The sequence below is a fragment of the Nocardia cyriacigeorgica genome (assembly GCF_029868385.1).
GTDB classification, from domain to species: domain Bacteria; phylum Actinomycetota; class Actinomycetes; order Mycobacteriales; family Mycobacteriaceae; genus Nocardia; species Nocardia cyriacigeorgica_F.
Window position 1 is genome coordinate 1 of sequence record NZ_JARWNX010000008.1, and the last position, 19,441, is coordinate 19,441.

The 19,441-nt window shown below is 69.5% G+C and carries 15 protein-coding genes; 10 read left to right on the forward strand and 5 right to left on the reverse strand.

The annotated features are described in order from the left end of the window. The first annotated feature begins 83 nt into the window (after nt 1–83). Together QH168_RS00400 and QH168_RS00405 are read left to right on the forward strand one after the other, a co-directional pair. Nucleotides 84–1,571 carry an Ada metal-binding domain-containing protein gene (locus QH168_RS00400; RefSeq protein WP_280232340.1) on the forward strand — a complete coding sequence of 496 codons (1,488 nt, stop codon included), beginning with the start codon at nt 84–86 and terminating at the stop codon, nt 1,569–1,571. Next, complete coding sequence (locus tag QH168_RS00405) at nt 1,568–2,104, forward strand: methylated-DNA--[protein]-cysteine S-methyltransferase (RefSeq protein ID WP_280232326.1); 537 nt, start codon at nt 1,568–1,570, stop codon at nt 2,102–2,104. Before QH168_RS00400 ends, QH168_RS00405 begins: the two co-directional genes overlap by 4 nt. A gap of 24 nt (nt 2,105–2,128) precedes the next feature. Here the strand turns inward: QH168_RS00405 and QH168_RS00410 are convergent, their stop codons facing one another. Next, nucleotides 2,129–2,746, reverse strand: coding sequence for a TetR/AcrR family transcriptional regulator (locus tag QH168_RS00410; RefSeq protein ID WP_280232327.1), 618 nt, complete (start codon nt 2,744–2,746; stop codon nt 2,129–2,131). A 78-nt stretch (nt 2,747–2,824) separates the two neighbouring features. Between QH168_RS00410 and QH168_RS00415 the strand changes: the two genes are divergently transcribed. Both QH168_RS00415 and QH168_RS00420 read left to right on the forward strand, forming a co-directional pair. Continuing rightward, a complete protein-coding gene (locus QH168_RS00415) occupies nt 2,825–4,252 on the forward strand; it encodes an MFS transporter (protein ID WP_280232328.1) in 1,428 nt (475 codons plus the stop codon). Between the two features lie 42 nt (nt 4,253–4,294). Further along, nucleotides 4,295–6,535 carry an MMPL family transporter gene (locus tag QH168_RS00420; RefSeq protein WP_280232329.1) on the forward strand — a complete coding sequence of 747 codons (2,241 nt, stop codon included), beginning with the start codon at nt 4,295–4,297 and terminating at the stop codon, nt 6,533–6,535. Nucleotides 6,536–6,831: 296 nt separating this feature from the next. Here the strand turns inward: QH168_RS00420 and QH168_RS00425 are convergent, their stop codons facing one another. Both QH168_RS00425 and QH168_RS00430 read right to left on the reverse strand, forming a co-directional pair. Then, nucleotides 6,832–10,548, reverse strand: coding sequence for an AAA family ATPase (locus tag QH168_RS00425; RefSeq protein WP_280232330.1), 3,717 nt, complete (start codon nt 10,546–10,548; stop codon nt 6,832–6,834). Then, complete coding sequence (locus tag QH168_RS00430; RefSeq protein WP_280232331.1) at nt 10,545–11,723, reverse strand: exonuclease SbcCD subunit D; 1,179 nt, start codon at nt 11,721–11,723, stop codon at nt 10,545–10,547. Before QH168_RS00430 ends, QH168_RS00425 begins: the two co-directional genes overlap by 4 nt. Before the next feature lie 265 nt (nt 11,724–11,988). Between QH168_RS00430 and QH168_RS00435 the strand changes: the two genes are divergently transcribed. Continuing rightward, a complete protein-coding gene (locus QH168_RS00435; protein WP_280232332.1) occupies nt 11,989–12,795 on the forward strand; it encodes a DUF6542 domain-containing protein in 807 nt (268 codons plus the stop codon). Between the two features lie 46 nt (nt 12,796–12,841). Here the strand turns inward: QH168_RS00435 and QH168_RS00440 are convergent, their stop codons facing one another. Then, a complete protein-coding gene (locus QH168_RS00440) occupies nt 12,842–13,855 on the reverse strand; it encodes a 4-hydroxy-3-methylbut-2-enyl diphosphate reductase (protein ID WP_280232333.1) in 1,014 nt (337 codons plus the stop codon). A 112-nt stretch (nt 13,856–13,967) separates the two neighbouring features. Between QH168_RS00440 and QH168_RS00445 the strand changes: the two genes are divergently transcribed. From QH168_RS00445 to QH168_RS00455, 3 genes are all read left to right on the forward strand, one after another. Continuing rightward, complete coding sequence (locus QH168_RS00445) at nt 13,968–14,675, forward strand: lipid droplet-associated protein (protein WP_280232334.1); 708 nt, start codon at nt 13,968–13,970, stop codon at nt 14,673–14,675. Beyond that, entirely contained in the window at nt 14,672–16,012 is a 1,341-nt protein-coding gene (gene xseA, locus QH168_RS00450; RefSeq protein ID WP_280232335.1) for an exodeoxyribonuclease VII large subunit, read from the forward strand. The genes QH168_RS00445 and xseA overlap by 4 nt, the downstream gene beginning before the upstream one ends. A 74-nt stretch (nt 16,013–16,086) precedes the next feature. After that, nucleotides 16,087–16,341, forward strand: a complete 255-nt coding sequence (locus QH168_RS00455) for an exodeoxyribonuclease VII small subunit (RefSeq protein WP_280232336.1) — start codon at nt 16,087–16,089, stop codon at nt 16,339–16,341. Nucleotides 16,342–16,409: 68 nt separating this feature from the next. Here the strand turns inward: QH168_RS00455 and QH168_RS00460 are convergent, their stop codons facing one another. Continuing rightward, complete coding sequence (locus tag QH168_RS00460; protein WP_280232337.1) at nt 16,410–16,979, reverse strand: DUF4245 domain-containing protein; 570 nt, start codon at nt 16,977–16,979, stop codon at nt 16,410–16,412. Between the two features lie 131 nt (nt 16,980–17,110). On the opposite strand from QH168_RS00460, the gene glpX reads away from it, so the two are divergent. Both glpX and QH168_RS00470 read left to right on the forward strand, forming a co-directional pair. After that, entirely contained in the window at nt 17,111–18,154 is a 1,044-nt protein-coding gene (glpX, locus tag QH168_RS00465) for a class II fructose-bisphosphatase (protein WP_280232338.1), read from the forward strand. 507 nt (nt 18,155–18,661) lie between these two features. Next, a complete protein-coding gene (locus QH168_RS00470; RefSeq protein WP_280232339.1) occupies nt 18,662–19,309 on the forward strand; it encodes an LGFP repeat-containing protein in 648 nt (215 codons plus the stop codon). The last annotated feature ends 132 nt before the right edge of the window (nt 19,310–19,441 follow it).

Below are 19,441 nucleotides of genomic sequence, written 5' to 3' on the forward strand. Positions count from 1 at the left end.
ACCAGCCCACCGGGGTAATGACCGATTTCCGCTAGCAGTGGGCGGCGGCAGCTGTCATTGTGGTTGACGTGACGATCACGGCCATGGACTTCGAACACTGTTACCGAGCGGTCTCCACCAGGGACTCCCGCTTCGACGGGCAGTTCTTCACCGCCGTGCGGACCACCGGAATCTATTGCCGTCCATCCTGTCCGGCGATCACGCCGAAACGCGCCAATGTCAGCTTCCTACCGACGGCGGCCGCCGCACAGCAGGCCGGATACCGCGCCTGCCGCCGCTGCCTGCCCGATGCCGCGCCGGGCTCCCCGCTGTGGAACACCCGCGCGGATCTCGCGGCACGGGCGATGCGGTTGATCGGCGACGGCGTGATCGAACGCGGCGGGGTGCCCGCCCTCGCGGCCACGCTCGGGTACTCACAGCGCCAGCTCACCCGGGTCCTGACCAATGAGCTCGGCGCGGGTCCGCTCGCGCTGGCGCGAGCCCACCGGGCGCATACCGCGCGGCTGCTGATCCAGACGACGAACATGCCGATGTCGGATATCGCCTTCGCCGCCGGATTCGCCAGCATCCGCCAGTTCAACGACACGGTGCGCGAGGTGTTCGCGGTCAGCCCGACCACCATGCGCGCCGAGGCCCAGCGCGCCAACGGACGCACCGTGCCGAGCACCAACGGCACACTCTCACTGCGGCTCCCCTACCGGGAACCACTGGACCGCGCCTGGCTGGAATGGTTCCTGTCCGCGCACACGGTGCCGGGGCTCGAGCTGTGGGAGGACCGCAGCTATCTGCGGAACCTGCGCACCCCGCACGGCCATGCGTCGATCCGGCTCGGTTTCCAGCGCGACCATGTGCGCGCCGAGCTGGCCTTGCACGATATGCGCGATCTGGCGCCCACCGTGGCCAGGCTGCGCCATCTGCTCGACCTCGACGCCGACCCCGTCGGTATCGATGAGGCGCTCGACGTGGCCGCGCACGCGAACCACGAGGAGGGGCGCCCGCGCTTCGTCTCGGGGATCCGGGTGCCCGGCTGCCTGGACGGACCGGAGTTGCTGCTGCGCACCATGATCGGTCAGCAGATCTCGGTGCGTGCGGCGGCGACGCATACCGCGAGGCTGGTGTCCGCCCTCGGTGATCCGATCGACGGGCCGACCGCGCGACTGTTCCCAGAACCCGCGGTGATCGCCGAGCGCGGCGCCGAAGTGCTGACCGGTCCGGTGCGCCGCGTCCGCTCGATCATCGACGCGGCGGCCACGCTCGCCTCCGGTGATCTGGCCCTGCACCAGGGCCGCACCGCCGCCGAACTGCGCCGCGAGTTGCTCGCCTTGGATGGCGTCGGCCCCTGGACCGCCGATTACGTGATCATGCGGCTGCTCGCCGACCCCGACATCCTCCTCGACACCGATCTGGTGGTCCGGCAGGGCGCGGCGCTGCACGGTATCGATCTGTCCGATACCGCCCGCTACGCACCGTGGCGTTCCTATCTGTCCATGCAGTTGTGGCACAGCGCGTTGGCCGCGCGTACCGCCCCCGCGGCCCGTGCCGCTCGAACGAAAGCGAGTTCCGAATCATGACCTCCGCCATCGCGGTTCCCGAAACCGCCGTCACCACGGCCGATTTCGCCACCGTCGCCACCCCGATCGGTCCGTTCACGGTGCTGGTCGACGGCGACGGCGCCGTACTGGCCTCGGGCTGGACCGCCGACGCGCAGCACATGCGCGGCCTCGTCCACGCCACCCTGCGTCCGACCGAACTCCGCGAACGCGGTGAACTCGGCGCGGTGACCGACGCCATCACCGCCTATCACCGCGGCGATCTCACCGCCATCGACACGATCGAGGTGCGCCAGCAATCCGGCGAATTCCTCATGCACGCCTGGCAGGTGCTGCGCGAGGTCGCCCCGGGAACCCCGATCACCTACACCGCCTTCGCCGCCCGCTCCGGCCGCCCCGCTGCCACCCGCGCGGCGGCCAATGCCTGCGCTCGCAATGCGGCCGCGCTGTTCGTCCCGTGCCATCGCATCCTGCGCACGGACGGAACGCTCGGCGGATTCCGCTGGGGGCTGCCCGCCAAGCGCTGGCTGATCGATCACGAGGCTGCTGCCTGATTCCGTGGGAGGTGCGGCGCCGGACTACGGCAGCAGTTGGCGGATCAGCGCATCCGTGGCCCAGCGCTGCCATTCGGCCGCACTCCACGAACGTTCGTGAACCAGCAGATGGTAGGTCTCCGGGGCGAGTACGGCCAGGGCGATATCGGCGGCGTGCGCGGCGGAAATACCTTTGCGCAGTGTGGTTTTGGATTCCAGTGCGTCGGCGAGCCGTAGCTGGACGGTATGGCGCTGGTCGATATTGGTCCGCCAGAGTTCGGCCAGTTCGGGGTCGGTGGCGGCGGCCGAGCGGATCACCTCCAGCAGCGGGCTGACGCGCTCGAAAATGGCTGCCGCGGCGGCTACTTGACGCCGGATCTGCTCCTCGGGTTCCGCCGCGACCGCTTCGGCGAACCAGGGGCGATCCAGCGTCGCGACCGGTTCGGCGTCGCCCGCGATCTCCCGATCGAGCAGTTCGGACAGGATCGCCCGCTTGGTGGCGAAGGTGAAGTAGAGCGTCTGCACCGCCATGCCCGCATGTTCGGCGATGGCCTTCATCGTGGTCGCGGTGTAGCCGCGCGTGGTGAACAGCTCTCGCGCCGCGTCGAGCATCTTCGTTCGGTTCGCCGTCGTTTTGGCCGCCCGCGTGGTCTTCGCTGTCATACCCCAGATCCTACTTGACTAGAGCGGCACTCTAGTGACACTCTCGCTAGAGTCAGACTCTAGCGAATTGGAGGGGTCATGCCCCGGACAGCTCTCGGCACTCGGGATCGGTTGATCCTGCTGCTCATCACCGTCGTGGAACTGGTGGTTTTCCTCGACACCACCGTGCTGAACGTCGCCCTGCCGAGCATCGGCGACGATCTCGGGCTCGACGAGGCCGGACTCGGCTGGATCACCAATGCCTATCTGCTGGCCTTCGGCGGATTCATGCTGCTCGGCGGGCGAGCGGCGGACCTGCTCGGTCCGCGCCGGATGTTCGCCTGCGGTCTGGCGGTATTCACGGTGGCCTCGGCAGTGGCCGGATTCGCTGATACCGCGGCGCTGCTGATCGGTGCGCGTGCGCTCCAGGGGATCGGCGCGGCGGTGGTGATCCCGGCCCAGTTGGCCCTGCTCACCGCCACCTTCACCGAACCGTCGGCCCGCAATCGCGCGTTCGGCGTCTGGAGCGCGATGGGCGCGGCGGGCGCCGCCATCGGCACCGCGATCGGCGGACCGCTCACCGATTGGTTCGGTTGGCCGTCGATCTTCCTGATCAATATCCCGGTGGGGGTGCTGGCACTGGCGCTGTTGCGCATCCTGCCCGCCGACACCGCACCGCGCGGCGGGCGGCTCGATATACCCGGCGCCATCATCGGGACCTCGGCGCTGCTGCTCATCGGCTATGCGATCGGCGCGTTCGCCGAGCCGGGTACCCGACTCGGCGCGGGTGGACTCCTCGCGCTGGGGTCGGCGCTGCTGGCCGGATTCGTGCTGATCGAATCGCGCAGCCCACATCCGCTGATGCCGTTGCGGCTGTTCGCCGTTCGCCAGGTTCGCGGCTCGGCGCTGGTGAACGCGCTGGTCGGGGCTTCCCATGTGCCGACCTTCGCGCTGCTGGCGCTGTATTTGCAGAACACGCAGGGCTACAGTCCCACGGCGTCCGGGCTCGCGGTGCTGCCGGTCGCGGGGGTCAATATCGTCATCTCGCGCACGCTCATCCCGATCGCACTCGATCGGTTCGGCGCCTGCCGGGTACTGGCCGGCGGGCTTGCCTTGCAGGCGGTGGCGATGGCCTGGTTCGCGCGGGTGCCCGAACACGGCGGCTATCTGATCGACGTCCTGCCGGGTGCGGTGCTGCTCGGTATCGGGCTGCCCGCCGCCTTCGTCGGCGTCACCGCACCCGCGGTGACGGCGGTGGACAAGGTCGATGCCGGGATCACCGCCGGGATCGTCAACACCGCACAGCGCGTCGGTTCCGGGATGGGAGTCACGGCGCTGCTGCTGCTCGCCCAGGTCGTGACCCAGCGCGCGACAACCGATCCCGAACCCGCCTACCTGACCGGTCTGGCCGCCGCCTTCACCGCAGCCGCCGCACTGGCCGCGCTCGGGACGGTGCTCACCGTCGCGCTGTTGCGGCCGGCACCGCGTGCGGCAGACCAGGAACCCGCGACGGTCTCGACCGTCTGACCCGCCGAACACCCCGCTACGCGACCTGTCGAGGACCACATCATGACGACCACCACCGACGCGGACCGTCCGCCCACCCCTGCGGACGACACACCACGCGGCCCACTCACCGCACTGGCCCGATCACTGATCGCCGGGCACCGGCTCACCGTGGCCGCGATCGGGCTGATCACTCTGATCGCAGCCCTCGCGAGTATCGGCGTCACCGATCGGCTGTCCACCGGAGGCTATGTCGACGACAGCTTCGAATCGGTGCGAGCCGACGAGATACTCGCCGATCGCTTCGGTGCCGGATCACCCAATCTGGTGCTGGTGGCCGAGGCCGAAGGCGGCGTGGGCAGCGCTACCGCCGCCGCGGCCGGGCACGCGTTGACCCAGCGGCTCGCCCGACGACCGGAAGTCGTTTACGCCCTGTCATATTGGACACTCGGCGACACCGCGACACCTTCGCTGCGCTCGCCCGACGGGCGCACCGCGCTGGTGCTGGTACGACTGGCCGGTGACGAGGACACCGTCAACCGGGCCGCGCACCGGCTAGTACCCGAGTTCGTCACCGACGAGGGACCGCTTCGGGTGCGCGCCACCGGCTCGGCCCCGGTCAACGACGCGGTCGAGCGACAGTCGGCGGCCGATCTGACCCGAGCCGAACTCATCGCCGCGCCCCTGACGCTGCTCATCCTGCTGCTGGCATTCGGATCGGTGACCGCGGCGCTGCTGCCGGTGTTCGTCGGCGGTGTCGCCGTGGTCACCAGCCTCGCGGTGCTGCGGTTGCTGACGGAGATCACCCCGGTCTCGATCTTCGCGCTGAATGTCACCACGGCGCTCGGCTTCGGATTGGCCGTCGACTACAGCCTGTTCCTGGTGACGCGGTTTCGTGAGGAACTGCGCGAGGGCCGGACACCGGCGGCGGCGATCGTCACGATGGTGCGCACGGCGGGCCGCACCGTGATGTTCTCGGCGGCGACGGTACTGCTGTCCTGTGCGGCCTTGTTGGTGTTCCCGATCTACTTCCTGCGTTCGCTGGCGTATGCGGGGATCGCGGTGGTCGGTTTATCGGCGGCGACGTCGCTGCTGCTGGTGCCGCCGCTGCTGGCTGTGCTCGGCCATCGCATCGACCGGTTCGATCCGCTGCATCGGCTACGGGCGCGAGCGGCGGGCGCCAGGCTCTGGCATCGACTGTCCCATCGGGTGATGCGACGACCGATCGCGGTCGCGACCTCGGTCACGGCCGCACTGCTCGTCCTGGCGATCCCGTTCGCCGGAGCCAGTTTCGCGCTGCTCGACGATCGGGTACTGCCGCGAACGGACCCGGTGGTGGTCGCGGGCGAGGTGGTGCGTCAGCAGTTTCCGGCATCGACCTCGACGCCGGTCTCGGTGGTGCTGCCCGAGTTCGACGCCGACGGCGCCCAGGCGTTGTCGGAGTATGCGCGAGCGTTGTCGACCGTGCCGGGTTCCGCGCGCGTCGACAGTGCGGCCGGATCATTCGTCGACGGCGTCGCGCTCGAGGGGCAGGGGCCGATGTCGGCGGCCTTCCGGTCCGAGGACGCGACCTGGCTGTCGGTGACCACCGATGTCGAGCCGAACTCCTCGGCCGCCGCCGACCATGTGCGGGCGCTGCGGGCCGTCGACGCTCCAGGAACCGCGCTGATCGGCGGTGACGCCGCCGTGCTCGCCGATACGCGGGACATGATCACCGGTCGAATCCCCTTGGCGGCATCGGTGATCGTCACCAGCATGCTGGTGCTGGTGTTTCTGTTCACCGGAAGCGTCGTACTGCCGGTGAAGCAGGTGGTGCTGAATCTGCTCAGCTTGTCCGCCTCGTTCGGCGCCATGGTGTACGTCTTCCAGGACGGACACCTGAAATGGCTGGTCGGCGATTTCGTGCACACCGGCCGGTTGGAGCTGACCGTCCCGATCCTGATGTTCTGCATAGCGTTCGGGCTCGCGATGGACTACAGCCTGTTCCTGCTGTCCCGTATGCGCGAGGAATTCCTGCGTACCGGCGACAACACCGAGGCCGTGGCATTCGGAATACAGCGAACGGGCGCCCTGATCTCCACTGCCGCCCTGATCGTCGCGGTGGTATTCGCCGCCATGGCCACCTCCCAGCTGAGCCTGCTCAAACTGCTGGGCGCTGGCCTCGCCCTGGCCGTGCTGGTCGACGCCACCCTGGTCCGCGGGCTCCTCACCCCCGCCGTCATGCGCCTGCTCGGCAACCGGAACTGGTGGGCGCCGAGGCCGTTACGTCGCCTGCACGATCGGCTCGGACTTCGCGACGGATGAGCGCGGCGCCAGCAACGTTCGGGACCCGGGCGTCGCCAGTCGGACCGGCACAACCCATGCTCGAGTCCCAGGCGTCGCTGTTCGGGTCGGCGCCACCCATGCTCGAGTCCCAGGCGTCGCCGTTCAGACCGGCACCACCAACGCTCAGATCCCAGGCGTCGCCAGTCGGACCGGCACCACCAACGCTCGAGTCCCCGGCGCCGCCTGTCGGCACTACCAACGCTCAGGACACAGACGTCGCCAGTCGAACAAGCCCACCAGCACTCGGACCGGATGCATCGGTACGAGCGCTCGGATCAGGCGACGGTCGCCTCCAGGCGCGACCCGGCGCGTCCGCGGATGACGTGCAGGCGACTGGGGATGCGCTGGCGCATTTCATCGACGTGGCTGACCACGCCGACGACGCGGCCGCGGTCCCGGAGTTCGTCCAGGACACCCATCACCGCGTCGAGGGTGTCGGCGTCCAGGCCGCCGAAGCCTTCGTCGATGAAGATGGTGTCCAGGAGGATGCCGCCGGATTCGGCGGCGACGGTATCGGCCAGGCCGAGCGCCAATGACAGCGAGGCCATGAATGTTTCGCCGCCGGAGAGGGTTTTGGCGGGACGGATGGCACCGGTGTAATCGTCGCGGATGTCGAGGCCGAGGCCGCCGCGGCGGCCGTGTGAACCCGCACGGTCGGTGTGCACGAATTCGTAGCGGCCACCCGACATCCGGCGCAGCCGGGCCGAACCCGCCGACGCCACCTCCTCGAGCCGAGCCGCGAGCACATAGGAGCGCAAGGACATCCGTCGATTGTTGGCGCCGCGACCGGCGACCACGTCGGCCAGCCCGGCCAGTTCCTCATGAGCCCGCTGCGCCGGTGCGATGAGATCCACCGCCGCCCACAGCTGGCCGCTGAGTTCCTCGAGCTTGTGCACTCGGGTCGCCGCCGCCGAGTGTGCCGCCACCGCGATATCGAGCGCCGTGCGCGCCGCGCGTACGTCGGCATCGAGCGCGGCCAGGTCCCCGAGTTCGGCCGCGGCCGCGGCGCGCACCTCCGGTTCGGCCAGCACTGCCTCGGCCGTCGCCTTCGTCCGCTCGGCGGCCTCCAGCTGCTGCTCGATCGTCTGCTGCTCGCGCGTATCGCGGATCGCGTGCTCGATGCGTCGTGCGTAGGCGGTGAACAGTGCGACGAGCTGCGCCGAGGTCATCGTCTCTGCCGCCGGGCGGCGCGGGTCGGCGGCGGGCGCCGGTTTGCTGCCGCCGCGCGGACCGCGGCTGTCGGCTCTCCCGCCCGAAGCGGCGACGCCACCGGTTTCCTTCGGCGCTCGCGGCACATCGAACAATGTCGGCTCGATGTCATCGTCGGTCGTACCCTCGGCGACGCCGGGTTCGATGTCGAACAGGGCGGAATCGACATCGCTCTGGTGCGTGGCCCCCACCGACTCGTCCATCGCCGCGATCTGCCTGCTGCCCGCTGCCAGGTGGTCAGGAGATTCCGTCTGCGGCGCCGGAGACCGATCGGCCCCGACTCCACCGTCCGCCCCGACTCCACCATCCGCGCTGACACCATCGGCCGCGCGATCACCGGGTTCCAGCGCGAAACCAGCTGCCCGCGCGAGGTTCTCCACCCGAACCGCGATCACCCGGACCTGCTGCCAGGCATTGGCCGCCTCGGCTTCGGCAGCGCGGTAGGTGGTGGCCGCCGCGATCAGGGCGTCCAGACGCGCGCGGCGGCGGTCGATGGTGTCGTCGGCGCCCGCGGCGGCGCGCAGGCGGGTGGTGAGTTCGGTGCGGCGGGTTTCGACCGCGGTCATGGTCGAAGCGATGGTGCCGCGGCGGGTTTCGGCTTCGCGGAGTTGGTCGTGCAGGCGGGTTTCCTCGGTGCGTAACCGCTCGAGTTGCTCGGTGGTCTGTGCACTCTGGTCGGCGAGTTCGCCCGCGTCTTCGTAGCGGAGGGTGGCGGTGCGCAGCGAGGCCGCGAGTTCGACCGGGTCGGTATCGCCACCGCGTGCGATCAGACCTTCGATATCACGTTCCAGCGCGGCGATCCGGGCCAGCACCTCCTCGCGGGCGGCTTCGGCGGCGCTTTCGTCTGCGCTCGCCCGATCTTCGGCATCCTTGGACACCGCGCTCGCCGTCGGCCGCGCCGGGTCGGGATGCTCGGCCGAACCGCATACGGTGCACGGCTGGCCGTCGGTGAGCTGTCCGGCCAGTTCGGCCGCCATCCCCGCGAGCCGTCGTTCCCGCAGCTCCAGCACGCGTTCTTTGGCATCGAGGTGCTTCGTGCGCGCGGCCTCGGCGTCGACTCGGGCGCGATCCAGATCCACCCGGCGCGCCGCCAGCTCGACGGCTGCCGACGCCGAGGCCTGCAATCGCGCGCACTCGGCGGCCAGCGCGGGCAGCAGCGCCACCGCCTCGGCGGACTCGCGCGACCGGGCCTCCGCCGCCACGATCTCCGCGGGAATCGACTCCCGCCGCTCGACGATCCGCGCGACGCGCCGTTCGAGCGTGGTTTCCTCGGCCCGCAGCCCATCGACCTCGGTTGCCAGCTGCTTCGCCGCATCCGCGTGCGCGGCAACCTCGTCCAGCACACCGATTCGCGCACTCCACCGACGTATCGCAGCGTCGACATCGGCGTCGGGGCGCAGGATCGGGCGATCGGCCGCCAAGCCACCCGCGCCGATCCTCGTCGTCCCGGCAGTCCTGGCACCGGTGCGATCCCCGCCCGAATCTCCTGACGCGGTGGTCGCGCCGACGGGTCCAGGATCGCAATCATCGGATCCCCGGCTCCCGACCGACATCCGTTCGGTATCGCTACCCGCGCCAGGAGTTACGACGCGGTGGCCGACGGCGGCACGCATGTCGTGGATATCGAACTCGTCGCCCGTGCCGGACTCCGGCTGGCGGGTCGACCGGCCGTCCGCCTCATCGGCATCGTCGGTCCGATCCCAGACCAGCTCCCGCCCCGGCAGATCGGCGCTGCCCGGTTCACCGAGCAGCTGCGCCAATCGCCGTGCCGCCAGCTCGGTGTCACCGTCATGACGCCGGGCGCGCGTCACAGCGCTGCGTGCCTCATCCAGTGCGGCGGCGACGGGCTCGGCGCGACGGGCCGCCTCGAGTTCGGCGCGACGGATGGCGCGGTGCTCGGCGGTGGCGGTGTACTCGTCGAGTTGGCGGCGGGCGGCCACCATCCGACGGTGGGTGTCGGCGAGTTTGCGCTGCTGTTCCGCGGCCGCATCGGCGCGAGCGGATGCCTCGCGGCGGCGATCGAGTTCGGTGGTGGCGGTGCTCAGTTCGGCACGGGCCGTATCGAGCAGATCCTCGGCCCAGTCGACCGCGTCCAGCGGCCCGACGGTTTCGGTGGCGCTGATTCCGGCGGTGACGCCGACCTGCACGATCAGGTTCTCCACACCGCGCGTGCGGGCGGCCAGTTCGGCGTCGGAGGCGCGGCGGCGTTCGATCAGCCAGTGTTCGGCGGTGCCGAATCGTTCGGTGTCGAAGAGCTTTTCGAGCAGCCTTTCGCGCTCCTCGTTGTCCGCGCGCAGGAAGCGCGCGAAATCGCCCTGCGGCAGCAGCACCACCTGGAAGAACTGTTCGGCGCTCATCCCGAGCAGGCGTTTGACCTCGTCACCGATATCGGGGATGCGCGAGAGGTTGGCGCTGCGGCCGTCCAGCCATTCCAGGGTGGCCTTGGCCTTCTCGACCGAGGTGCCGGTGCCGCGCCGTTTGGGTCGTTCGAATTCGGGGCTGCGGATCAGCCGCACCCGGCGCCCGCCCAGCGTGGCCTCGAGCGAGACCCGCGGCGGGGTCTGCGGGGACGCGTGATCGGAATGCAGACGCTTGCTCTCGTTGCGCGCGCCGGGCACTCGCCCGTAGAGCGCGAACGCGATGGCGTCGAGCACGGTGGTCTTGCCCGCGCCGGTCTGCCCGTGCAGCAGGAACAGCCCGTCGGCGCCGAGAACGTCGAAATCGACGACGGTGGTGTCGGCGTACGGGCCGAACGCGGTCATCTCGAGCCGATGCAGCCTCATGCCGACAGGTCCGTGGCGTCCACGGCGCCCGCCGTCACCGCTTCGGGTTCCCTGGTGGCCGCGGCGATGGCCCGCTCCAGCCAGACCATCTCCGAATCGGTGGGCTCACCACGCACATCGGTGAGGAAACTGCGCGCGATCTCGCTGTCGCGGCGGCCGTGCACCCGTTCGCGGTAGCGCAGCTCCGGATCGCCCTGCGGACGTTCCCATTCCACGTGCACCGCGTACGGGAACCGCTCGCGCAGTTTGCGCATGGCATCGATCGGGCGGGCGTGGTCGGTCAACTTCGCCGAGATGTAGTCCTCGCAGGCACGGCCGAACTCGGCGCCGTTCAGCAATTCGTCCAGCGTCCCCGTCAGCCTGCTCAGGCCGCGCACCACCGGCATCTCCCGCCGCCGCACCGCGTGCAGGCCGTTCGCGTCGAGGTCGATGATCCACACCGCCTTGCGATGCGAACTCTCCCCGAACGAGTACGGCAGCGGCGAACCGGAGTAGCGCACCGACTCCGACAGGGTCTGCGGCGAATGCAGATGCCCGAGCGCCACATAGTCGATGCCGTCGAACTCGGCCAGCGGCACGGTTTCCACACCGCCCACCGAAATCGACCGCTCCGATCCGGTGGCCTCGCCGCCGACGACGAACGCATGCGCGAGCACCACCGTCCGCGCCCCCGGCCGCCCGGCGATATCGGCCCGGATCCGGCCCATCGCCGCCGCGAGGATCTGGGCGTGGGAACGCGCCTGCGGCACCGCCAATTCGACGCGGGTGATCTCCGGTTCCAGATAGGGGATGCCGTAGAAGGCGACCTCGCCGTGCTCGTCGGACAGCAGCACCGGCCGATCCGCATCGGCGACGGTGGTGCGTAGATACAGCCCGCCCGCGGCTGCGAAGCTGGCTCCCGCACCGAGCCGCGCGGGCGAATCGTGATTGCCGGAGGTCGCGACGATGCGCGCGCCCGCGGCCCGGATCGCCTCGAATCCACGATTGCACACCGCGATCGCGTCAGCGCTGGGAATAGACCGGTCGTAGACGTCGCCCGGCACCACGACCACGTCCACCGATTCCTCCGCCACCAGCTCGGCGAGGGCGCGCAGCGCGTACTCCTGATCGCCGAGCAGATCGACACCGTGGAAGGTGCGGCCGATATGCCAGTCCGACGTGTGCAGGATTCGCATGTCGCGAACCGTATGGCAACCCACCGACACACTTCAATCGCAGACCCGTCGGTGTCGGATAACCGCTGGGCCATTCATCGGCCGCGATGTGACCCGGATAACGAAAACCGCGACCTGGGCGGGCGCCCGCGGGTGCAACCACCGTCACCCGACCGGCCCTGCCATGACACCGACCGGCGCGTCGGCAGATAGTGTTCTCTACGTGGCTGCTTCCCAACGAGTGCGAACCCGGGTGCCCGCGCCGCAACGTTCGATCTTGCCGTCCGTGCCGGGAGTACCGGCGGGCGCGGCGGTCCTGATCGCGGTTGCCTGCACGTTTCTGGGCTTCCTGATCGATGTCTCCGGTGATGGCACCGAGCTGACCGGCTCGTTCACCGTGTTCTACGTCGTCGGTTGCGTCGCGGCCGTGCTCGCGGTGCGGCTACGCGGCCTGTTCACCACGATGGTGCTGCCGCCGCTGCTGCTGTTCGTGGCGGTGCCGCTGGCCTATCAGCAGCTACTCGGACGTCCCTCCACCTCGATCAAGGACATCCTGCTCAATCTGGCCATCCCGCTGGTGCATCGTTTCCCGACCATGATCTTCACCACGCTGATCGTGCTGTGCATCGGTGGTGCGCGGATCGCGTTGGATCGCGCCGAACGCGCCGCGCAGGGCAAGTCCCAGGCCAGGCGCGGCACCAGCTGGGGCCGCAGCTCGGTGCAGCAGCGCCCGCGCGGTGGGAAGAAGAAGAGTTCGGAGTCGTTGGACAGCGCCGCGCGCAAACGCAGTAGGCGCGCCCCGGCCAGGGACGACTACGACGACGCACCCGAAGCCGCACCCCGCCAGCGCCGCCAGGGCAAGCGCCGTCCGCCGCCGGTGGCCGAGAATCCGCCCCGGCTCGCGGCCGCGGCGCGTTCACGCGAAGGTCGCCCCCGTGGTCCCGCGCGCCCCACTCCGGCGCCGCGCCCGGAGGCGGAGCCCGCGCGTGGTGCGGCTCGCCGCCGCAATGAACCGCCGCACCCCCAGCCAACGGTCCGCTACCGGGATCGTGATGCGGGCCGGGTCGAACGCCGCGGACCCGATATCCGCTGAGATCCCCTGGTGGTCACCGCTACCGGGTGACCACCGGCGAGCGGCTTCAGCGGCGCGACTCGCGCAGCTCCCGCGGCAGGGCGAACACCAGCGTCTCGTTGGCCGTGGTCACCGGCTGCACATCGGCGAATCCATGGCCTTCCAGCATGTCGAGCACACCGCGCACCAGGATGTCGGGCACCGAGGCGCCCGAGGTGATGCCGATGGTCTGCACACCTTCCAACCAGGCCGGATCCACCTCACGGGCGTAGTCGACCAGATAGGCGGCCCTGGCACCGGCGCCGAGCGCGACCTCGACCAGCCGCACCGAGTTCGACGAATTGCGTGAGCCGACCACGATCACCAGATCGCATTCCGGCGCCATCGCCTTGACCGCCACCTGACGGTTCTGGGTGGCGTAGCAGATATCGTCGCTCGGCGGATCCTGGAGACCGGGGAACCGCTCGCGCAACCGCGATACCGTCTCCATCGTCTCGTCGACACTCAGCGTGGTCTGCGACAGCCAGATCACCTTGGACTCATCACGCACGCTGACCTTGTCCACCGCATCGGGACCGTCGACCAGTTGCACGTGGTCGGGCGCCTCACCGGCGGTGCCCTCGACTTCCTCGTGGCCTTCGTGACCGATCAGCAGGATGTCGTAATCATCGCGGGCGAAGCGCTTGGCCTCCTGGTGCACCTTGGTCACCAGCGGGCAGGTGGCGTCGATGGTGCGCAGATTGCGGGCGGCGGCAGAGCTGTGCACGGCCGGGGACACGCCGTGCGCGGAGAACACCAGCAGCGCGCCCTCCGGCACCTCATCGGTCTCGTCGACGAAGATGACGCCGCGTTCGCGCAGGGTCTCCACCACGTGCCGGTTGTGCACGATCTCCTTGCGGACGTAAATGGGGGCGCCGTGTTTGTCCAGCGCCTTCTCCACGGTTTCCACCGCGCGGTCCACACCGGCGCAGTAGCCGCGTGGCTCGGCCAGCAGCACTCGTTTGTCGCCGTCGGCACCTCCCGCGCCGTCGGAGCGGACAGAGCGGGCGATTCCGACATTCAACGGTATTGCCGAGGACATGCCCACAGGATACGTGCGCATGATGGCACCCACCCCGGCGGATGCGAGCGAGATAACACGACGAACATCGACCCTCTTTTGCACATCCCACCCTTTCGGGCAGGCTAGGACCATGTTCCGACCACCGTTTCTGGCCCGCGTCGCCGCCGGTGCCGCCGTCTACGCCATCGAGGAAACTCGACGGCTACCGACCGCGGCGGTGAATTTCCCGATTACCGCGATCAGCCAGCTGCTCCAGACCACCATGCACGTCCAGCAGTTCGTCACCAGCCTGGCGCTCAAGGGCGACGCCGTCTTCGACCGCATCTCCCCCCGTGCCGTCGATCAGCCCGCCTGGGCCACCTTCGACGAGGACGATGAGCCGGCGCAGCCCTTCGGCGCCGCGTTCGGCCAGACCAGGACCAGCAGCTTCGACAGTTTCGGCGGCGAGGCCGAGCTGGCCGAGTTCTTCCTCGCCGAAACGCTGACCGGCGCGCGGACCGGGCGCAACGGTCACGCGGCGACGGTGCGCGGGCTGCACGAGACCGCCGACACCCCGGACGACGCCGAAGCCGAGCGCGAAGCCGACGCACCCACCGAGGCCGAACCGGAGGCCGCCGCGGCCGACGTCGCGGAGCCCGCCGCCGAGGAGATCGCCGAGCCGGAGGTCGCCACCCGCTACGACTACGCCTCCATGACGCTGGCCCAGCTGCGTGCCCGGCTGCGCATGCTGACCATCGACGATCTGACCGCCCTGCTCGATTACGAGCAGCGCACCCGCGCCAGGGCGCCGTTCATCACGATGCTGACGAACCGGATCGCCACCGTGCGGGCCCAGTGACCGAACCCTCGTCCACGGCCGACCGGGACGCCTCCGGTCGGCCCACCGCGCCCGCCAATTCGGCCGACCAGCCGTGGCCGGTGCGTTCGGTGTCGATCAAGGTCGCCCAGTGGATCGATCGGCTCGGCAGCATCTGGGTGGAGGGCCAGATCACCCAGATCTCCTTGCGGCCGGGTACCCGGACCGCGTTCCTGGTCCTGCGCGATCCGTCGGCCGATATGTCGTTGTCGGTGACCTGCGATCCCGCGCTCATCCGTAATTCCCCCGTGCCGCTCCAGGAGGGCAGCCGAGTGGTGGTGTACGGCAAACTGAACTTCTTCACCGGCCGCGGCACGCTGTCGCTGCGCGTCACCGAGATCCGTCCGGTCGGTGTCGGGGAGCTGCTGGCCAGGATCGAGCGGTTGAAGGCGCTGCTGGCGGCCGAGGGCCTGTTCGATCCGCGGCTCAAGCGGCCGATTCCCTTCCTGCCCACCACGATCGGGCTCATCACCGGTCGCGCCAGCGCCGCCGAACACGATGTGCTGACCGTCGCGCGCACCCGGTGGCCCGCGGTGCGTTTCGAGATCCGTAATACCGCCGTACAGGGCCCGACGGCGGTACCGCAGATCCTGACCGCGCTGTCGGAGCTGGACCGTGATCCGTCGGTCGAGGTGATCGTGCTGGCGCGTGGCGGTGGCAGTGTGGAGGATCTGCTGCCGTTCTCCGATGAGGCGCTGTGCCGGGCCATCGTCGCCGCGACCACGCCGATCGTCAGCGCCATCGGACACGAACCCGACAACCCGCTCAGCGATCTGGTCGCCGACGTGCGCGCCGCCACCCCCACCGACGCCGCCAAACGGATCGTGCCCGACGCGGCGGCCGAACTGGCCGGGGTGCGTGAGTTGCGAGCCCGTTCGGCGGCGGCGCTGCGCGGCTGGGTGGACCGCGAGACCCGCGCACTGGACCAGCTGCGTTCCCGGCCGGTCCTGGCCGACCCCCTGCGCGAACTGCGCCATCGCGTCGACGAGGTGGAGCGGCTGCGCACCGCCGCCCGGCGCTGTGCCGAACACCTCATCGGCGCCGAATCGACCGCCACCAGGCATCTACGCGAGAAGCTCGCCGCGGTCGGCCCGGCCGCCACCATGGCCCGTGGCTATGCGGTGGTCCAGCGGGTCACCGGACCGGAACGTCATGTGGTGCACAGCATCGATGACGCACCGGCGGGCACCCAGCTGCGCATCCGCGTTGCCGACGGCGCGATCTCCGCCGCCGCCCTCGGCACCACGGCCCTCGGCGCCCGCACGGCGCCACCCGACTCCCACCGCACCGGTGACGCCACGCCCGGCCGGACCGACTGACCGAACCGCGCCCATCCGGCCCACACAACCCCGATACGACCCGCACCGCCCGGATATGACGAGAGGACCCGACATTGCCCGAGCCCGCCGAGGACCAGCAGATCGACGATCAGGCCGAAATCGCCACCTTCGGCTATGAACGCGCCCGCGACGAGCTGGTCAACGTCGTCAAGATGCTCGAACAGGGCGGCCTCGACCTCGACGAATCCCTCGCCCTGTGGGAGCGCGGCGAAGCACTGGCCAACCGCTGCGAACAACATCTGGCGGGCGCGCGCCAACGCGTCGAAGACGCTCTCGCCCGCACCGAGGTCGACGGAGAGCAGCAGTGACGATCCGCCACGGCACCCCGATATCCGCTACGACCGGCCACCGAGCGCGTCGGCACCAGGCGTGATGCCTACTTCTTCGGCAGCGGCTGGGCCGAGGTGACCGCATCGGCGAGGGCGGTGAACGCCGCGTCATCGCCCGCACCCCGGATCAGCACCCTGGACTGACCGAAATCCGCGATCCACGCCGATTCCTCGCCGGGCTCGTCGTAGACGACCCACTTCTGCGCGCCGATATCCCGTGTGCCGCTGGCATATCGGGAGCCGAAGGTGTGCCGGGCGAGCGCGACCTCGGTGGCATCGCTCTGATTCAGTTCCATATAGGTGCCCGCGGAGGTGACATAGCCGATCGTGCTGACGGTGCCACCGCCCGCCTCGGTGATGGTGTCGCGGCTCCCCGAATTCGGCGTCCAGCCCTCGGGCACCGCCGGTTCGCGGATCGGGAAGTTCAGATGGGCGGCATCCGACGCCAGCGCCGACTTCGCATCGAAGCTGGGGATCTGGCCCTGCGTCGGACCGTCGGCGGCGAAGCTGCACTGGCTGGCCAGCCCCGCGAAGACCACGGCGATCAGCGCCAACGGGATCAGCGACCAGAACAGATCCCGATAGTCGTTCATGATGCGTGGCTTTTGGTACGACACGCTCCCCAGTATCCACTCGCGACGCCGATCACACCGCCACCGCCCCGTCCCGAGCCAGGTGTGCACGGGCGCCTGCCTGCCGAATGAGACAATTGCCCCGCGTAAGTACGAGCCAAGGAGGCACACCCGCTATGACGGCATCTTCGCCCGCCCCGAGCCGCCGCGAGGCGCCCGACCGCAACCTCGCACTGGAACTGGTCCGGGTCACCGAGGCAGGTGCCATGGCCGCGGGCCGCTGGGTCGGCCGCGGCGACAAGGAGGGCGGCGACGGCGCGGCCGTCGATGCCATGCGCCAACTGGTCAGCTCGGTGTCGATGCAGGGCATCGTGGTGATCGGCGAGGGCGAGAAGGACGAAGCGCCCATGCTCTACAACGGTGAGCTGGTCGGCAACGGCGACGGCCCCGAGGTGGATTTCGCCGTCGACCCGATCGACGGCACCACCCTCATGTCGAAGGGCTCACCCGGCGCCATCTCGGTGCTCGCCGTCGCCGAACGCGGTGCGATGTTCGACCCGTCCGCGGTGTTCTACATGCACAAGATCGCCGTCGGCCCCGACGCCGCCGGGGTGATCGATATCTCGGCGCCCATCGCCGACAACATCCGCAAGGTCGCCAAGGCCAAGAGCTCCTCGGTCTCCGACCTCACCGTCTGCATCCTCGACCGCCCCCGCCACGCCGAGCTCATCCAACAGGTGCGCGACGCGGGCGCCCGCATCCGCCTCATCTCCGACGGCGATGTCGCGGGCGCCATCGCCGCGGCCCGCCCCGATTCGGGCACCGACATCCTGGTCGGCATCGGCGGCACCCCCGAAGGCATCATCGCCGCCGCCGCGATGCGCTGTATGGGCGGCGAACTGCAAGGCCGGCTCGCACCGAAAGACGACGAAGAACGCCAGAAAGCGATCGACGCCGGCCACGACCTCGACCGCGTACTGAGCACCGAGGATCTGGTCTCCGGCGAGAACGTCTTCTTCTGCGCCACCGGCGTCACCGACGGCGACCTGCTGCGCGGTGTGCGCTACTACGGCGGCGGTGCGTCGACGCAGTCGATCGTCATGCGCTCCAAGTCCGGCACGGTCCGCATGATCGACGCCTACCACCGGCTGACGAAGCTGCGCGAGTATTCGTCGGTCGACTTCCACGGCGACGACGACGCCAACCCGCCGCTGCCGTAATATCTGGCGCCGCCTGCGGCGTCGCGTGTTCGCGGCCCCTTGGTGTCTCGCGTCTCCGCTACCGCTGCTTGCCTTCGGCTTGCGCCGCGGTTGGGGAGACGCGAGACGGGCCGCGAACTTTATGGTCGGTCTCGCTTCGCTCGAAAATTGGGTTCGACCGGCCGTTGTTTCGGGTCTGGTTCGGCGGGTGTCTACACATCACCTGCGCTGCGACGGGTCTGGTGGCTCGCGTGCTGGGTCTCTGGCGTTGCCCGCGTGTGGATCGGCTTCGGTCGCTCGCGGCCACGACGCGTGCTGATCCTCGGTTCCATATTCGAACTCATCCACGAAACTCGGGCCGCGCAGCAATCGCTCAGCATGTCGTTTAGTTCACTTTCTCCCGGGTACTATCCGCGTGGACACCTGCTCAGTAATGGTCGTGCGATCAGTTTCCTTGTTCGCCAACGTATTGCTGAGTGTCGGCTCCGGTTTGCGCGTGATATCACCGCAGCTCGGCGGTGACCTCGCGTGACCACTCCCGAGAGGATGGACATGCACCACTTCGCTCGACGTACCGCCGGATTCACCATGGCTATCGCCGCCTCCGGTCTGCTCGTGGCCGGTTGCGGCGACGACTCCGATACCAGCGATCAGATCGGCAGCGCGGTCGGCAGTGTCACCGCACAGATGGGTGGCGACGACACCGGAACCCACGCACCCGGCGAGCATGACGCCACCACGAGTCCCGGCGGGACGGCGGGCGAAACCCCCGGTGGCACCGCCACCGGCGGGGAGACGCCGGGCGCCGGTGGGCAGACCACGATCAACACCCCGAACGGCGAGATCACCGTCTCCGATGTCATCTACACCAAGTACGTCGAGACCGGCGGTCCGGACAGCCCGCTCGGCGTACCGGAGGAAGCCGAGGAGGCCGGTCCGAACGGCGGCCGCTACCAGGACTTCGTCGGCGGCACCATCTACTGGAGCCAGGATTCCGGCGCCCACATCGTCTGGGGCGATATCCGCGAGACCTGGGAAGAGAACGGCGGCGCCAACGGCACGCTCGGCTACCCGGTCTCGGATGAGGAATCCACGGCCGACGGCGGTAAGAAGAGCGAGTTCACCGGCGGCACCATCACCTGGATGAACGGCGAGACCACCGTCACCGAGAAGTAGACGCGCACACCGGCCGGGGCCCCCCCCGGCCTAGCGGGGGTGGCCGGCGCGCCCCGCTTACCCCTACTGGCCGGTAACTATCCGGGATACCGTGATCATTCCGCGATCAAACCTCCGGGCCAGAAGGAATCG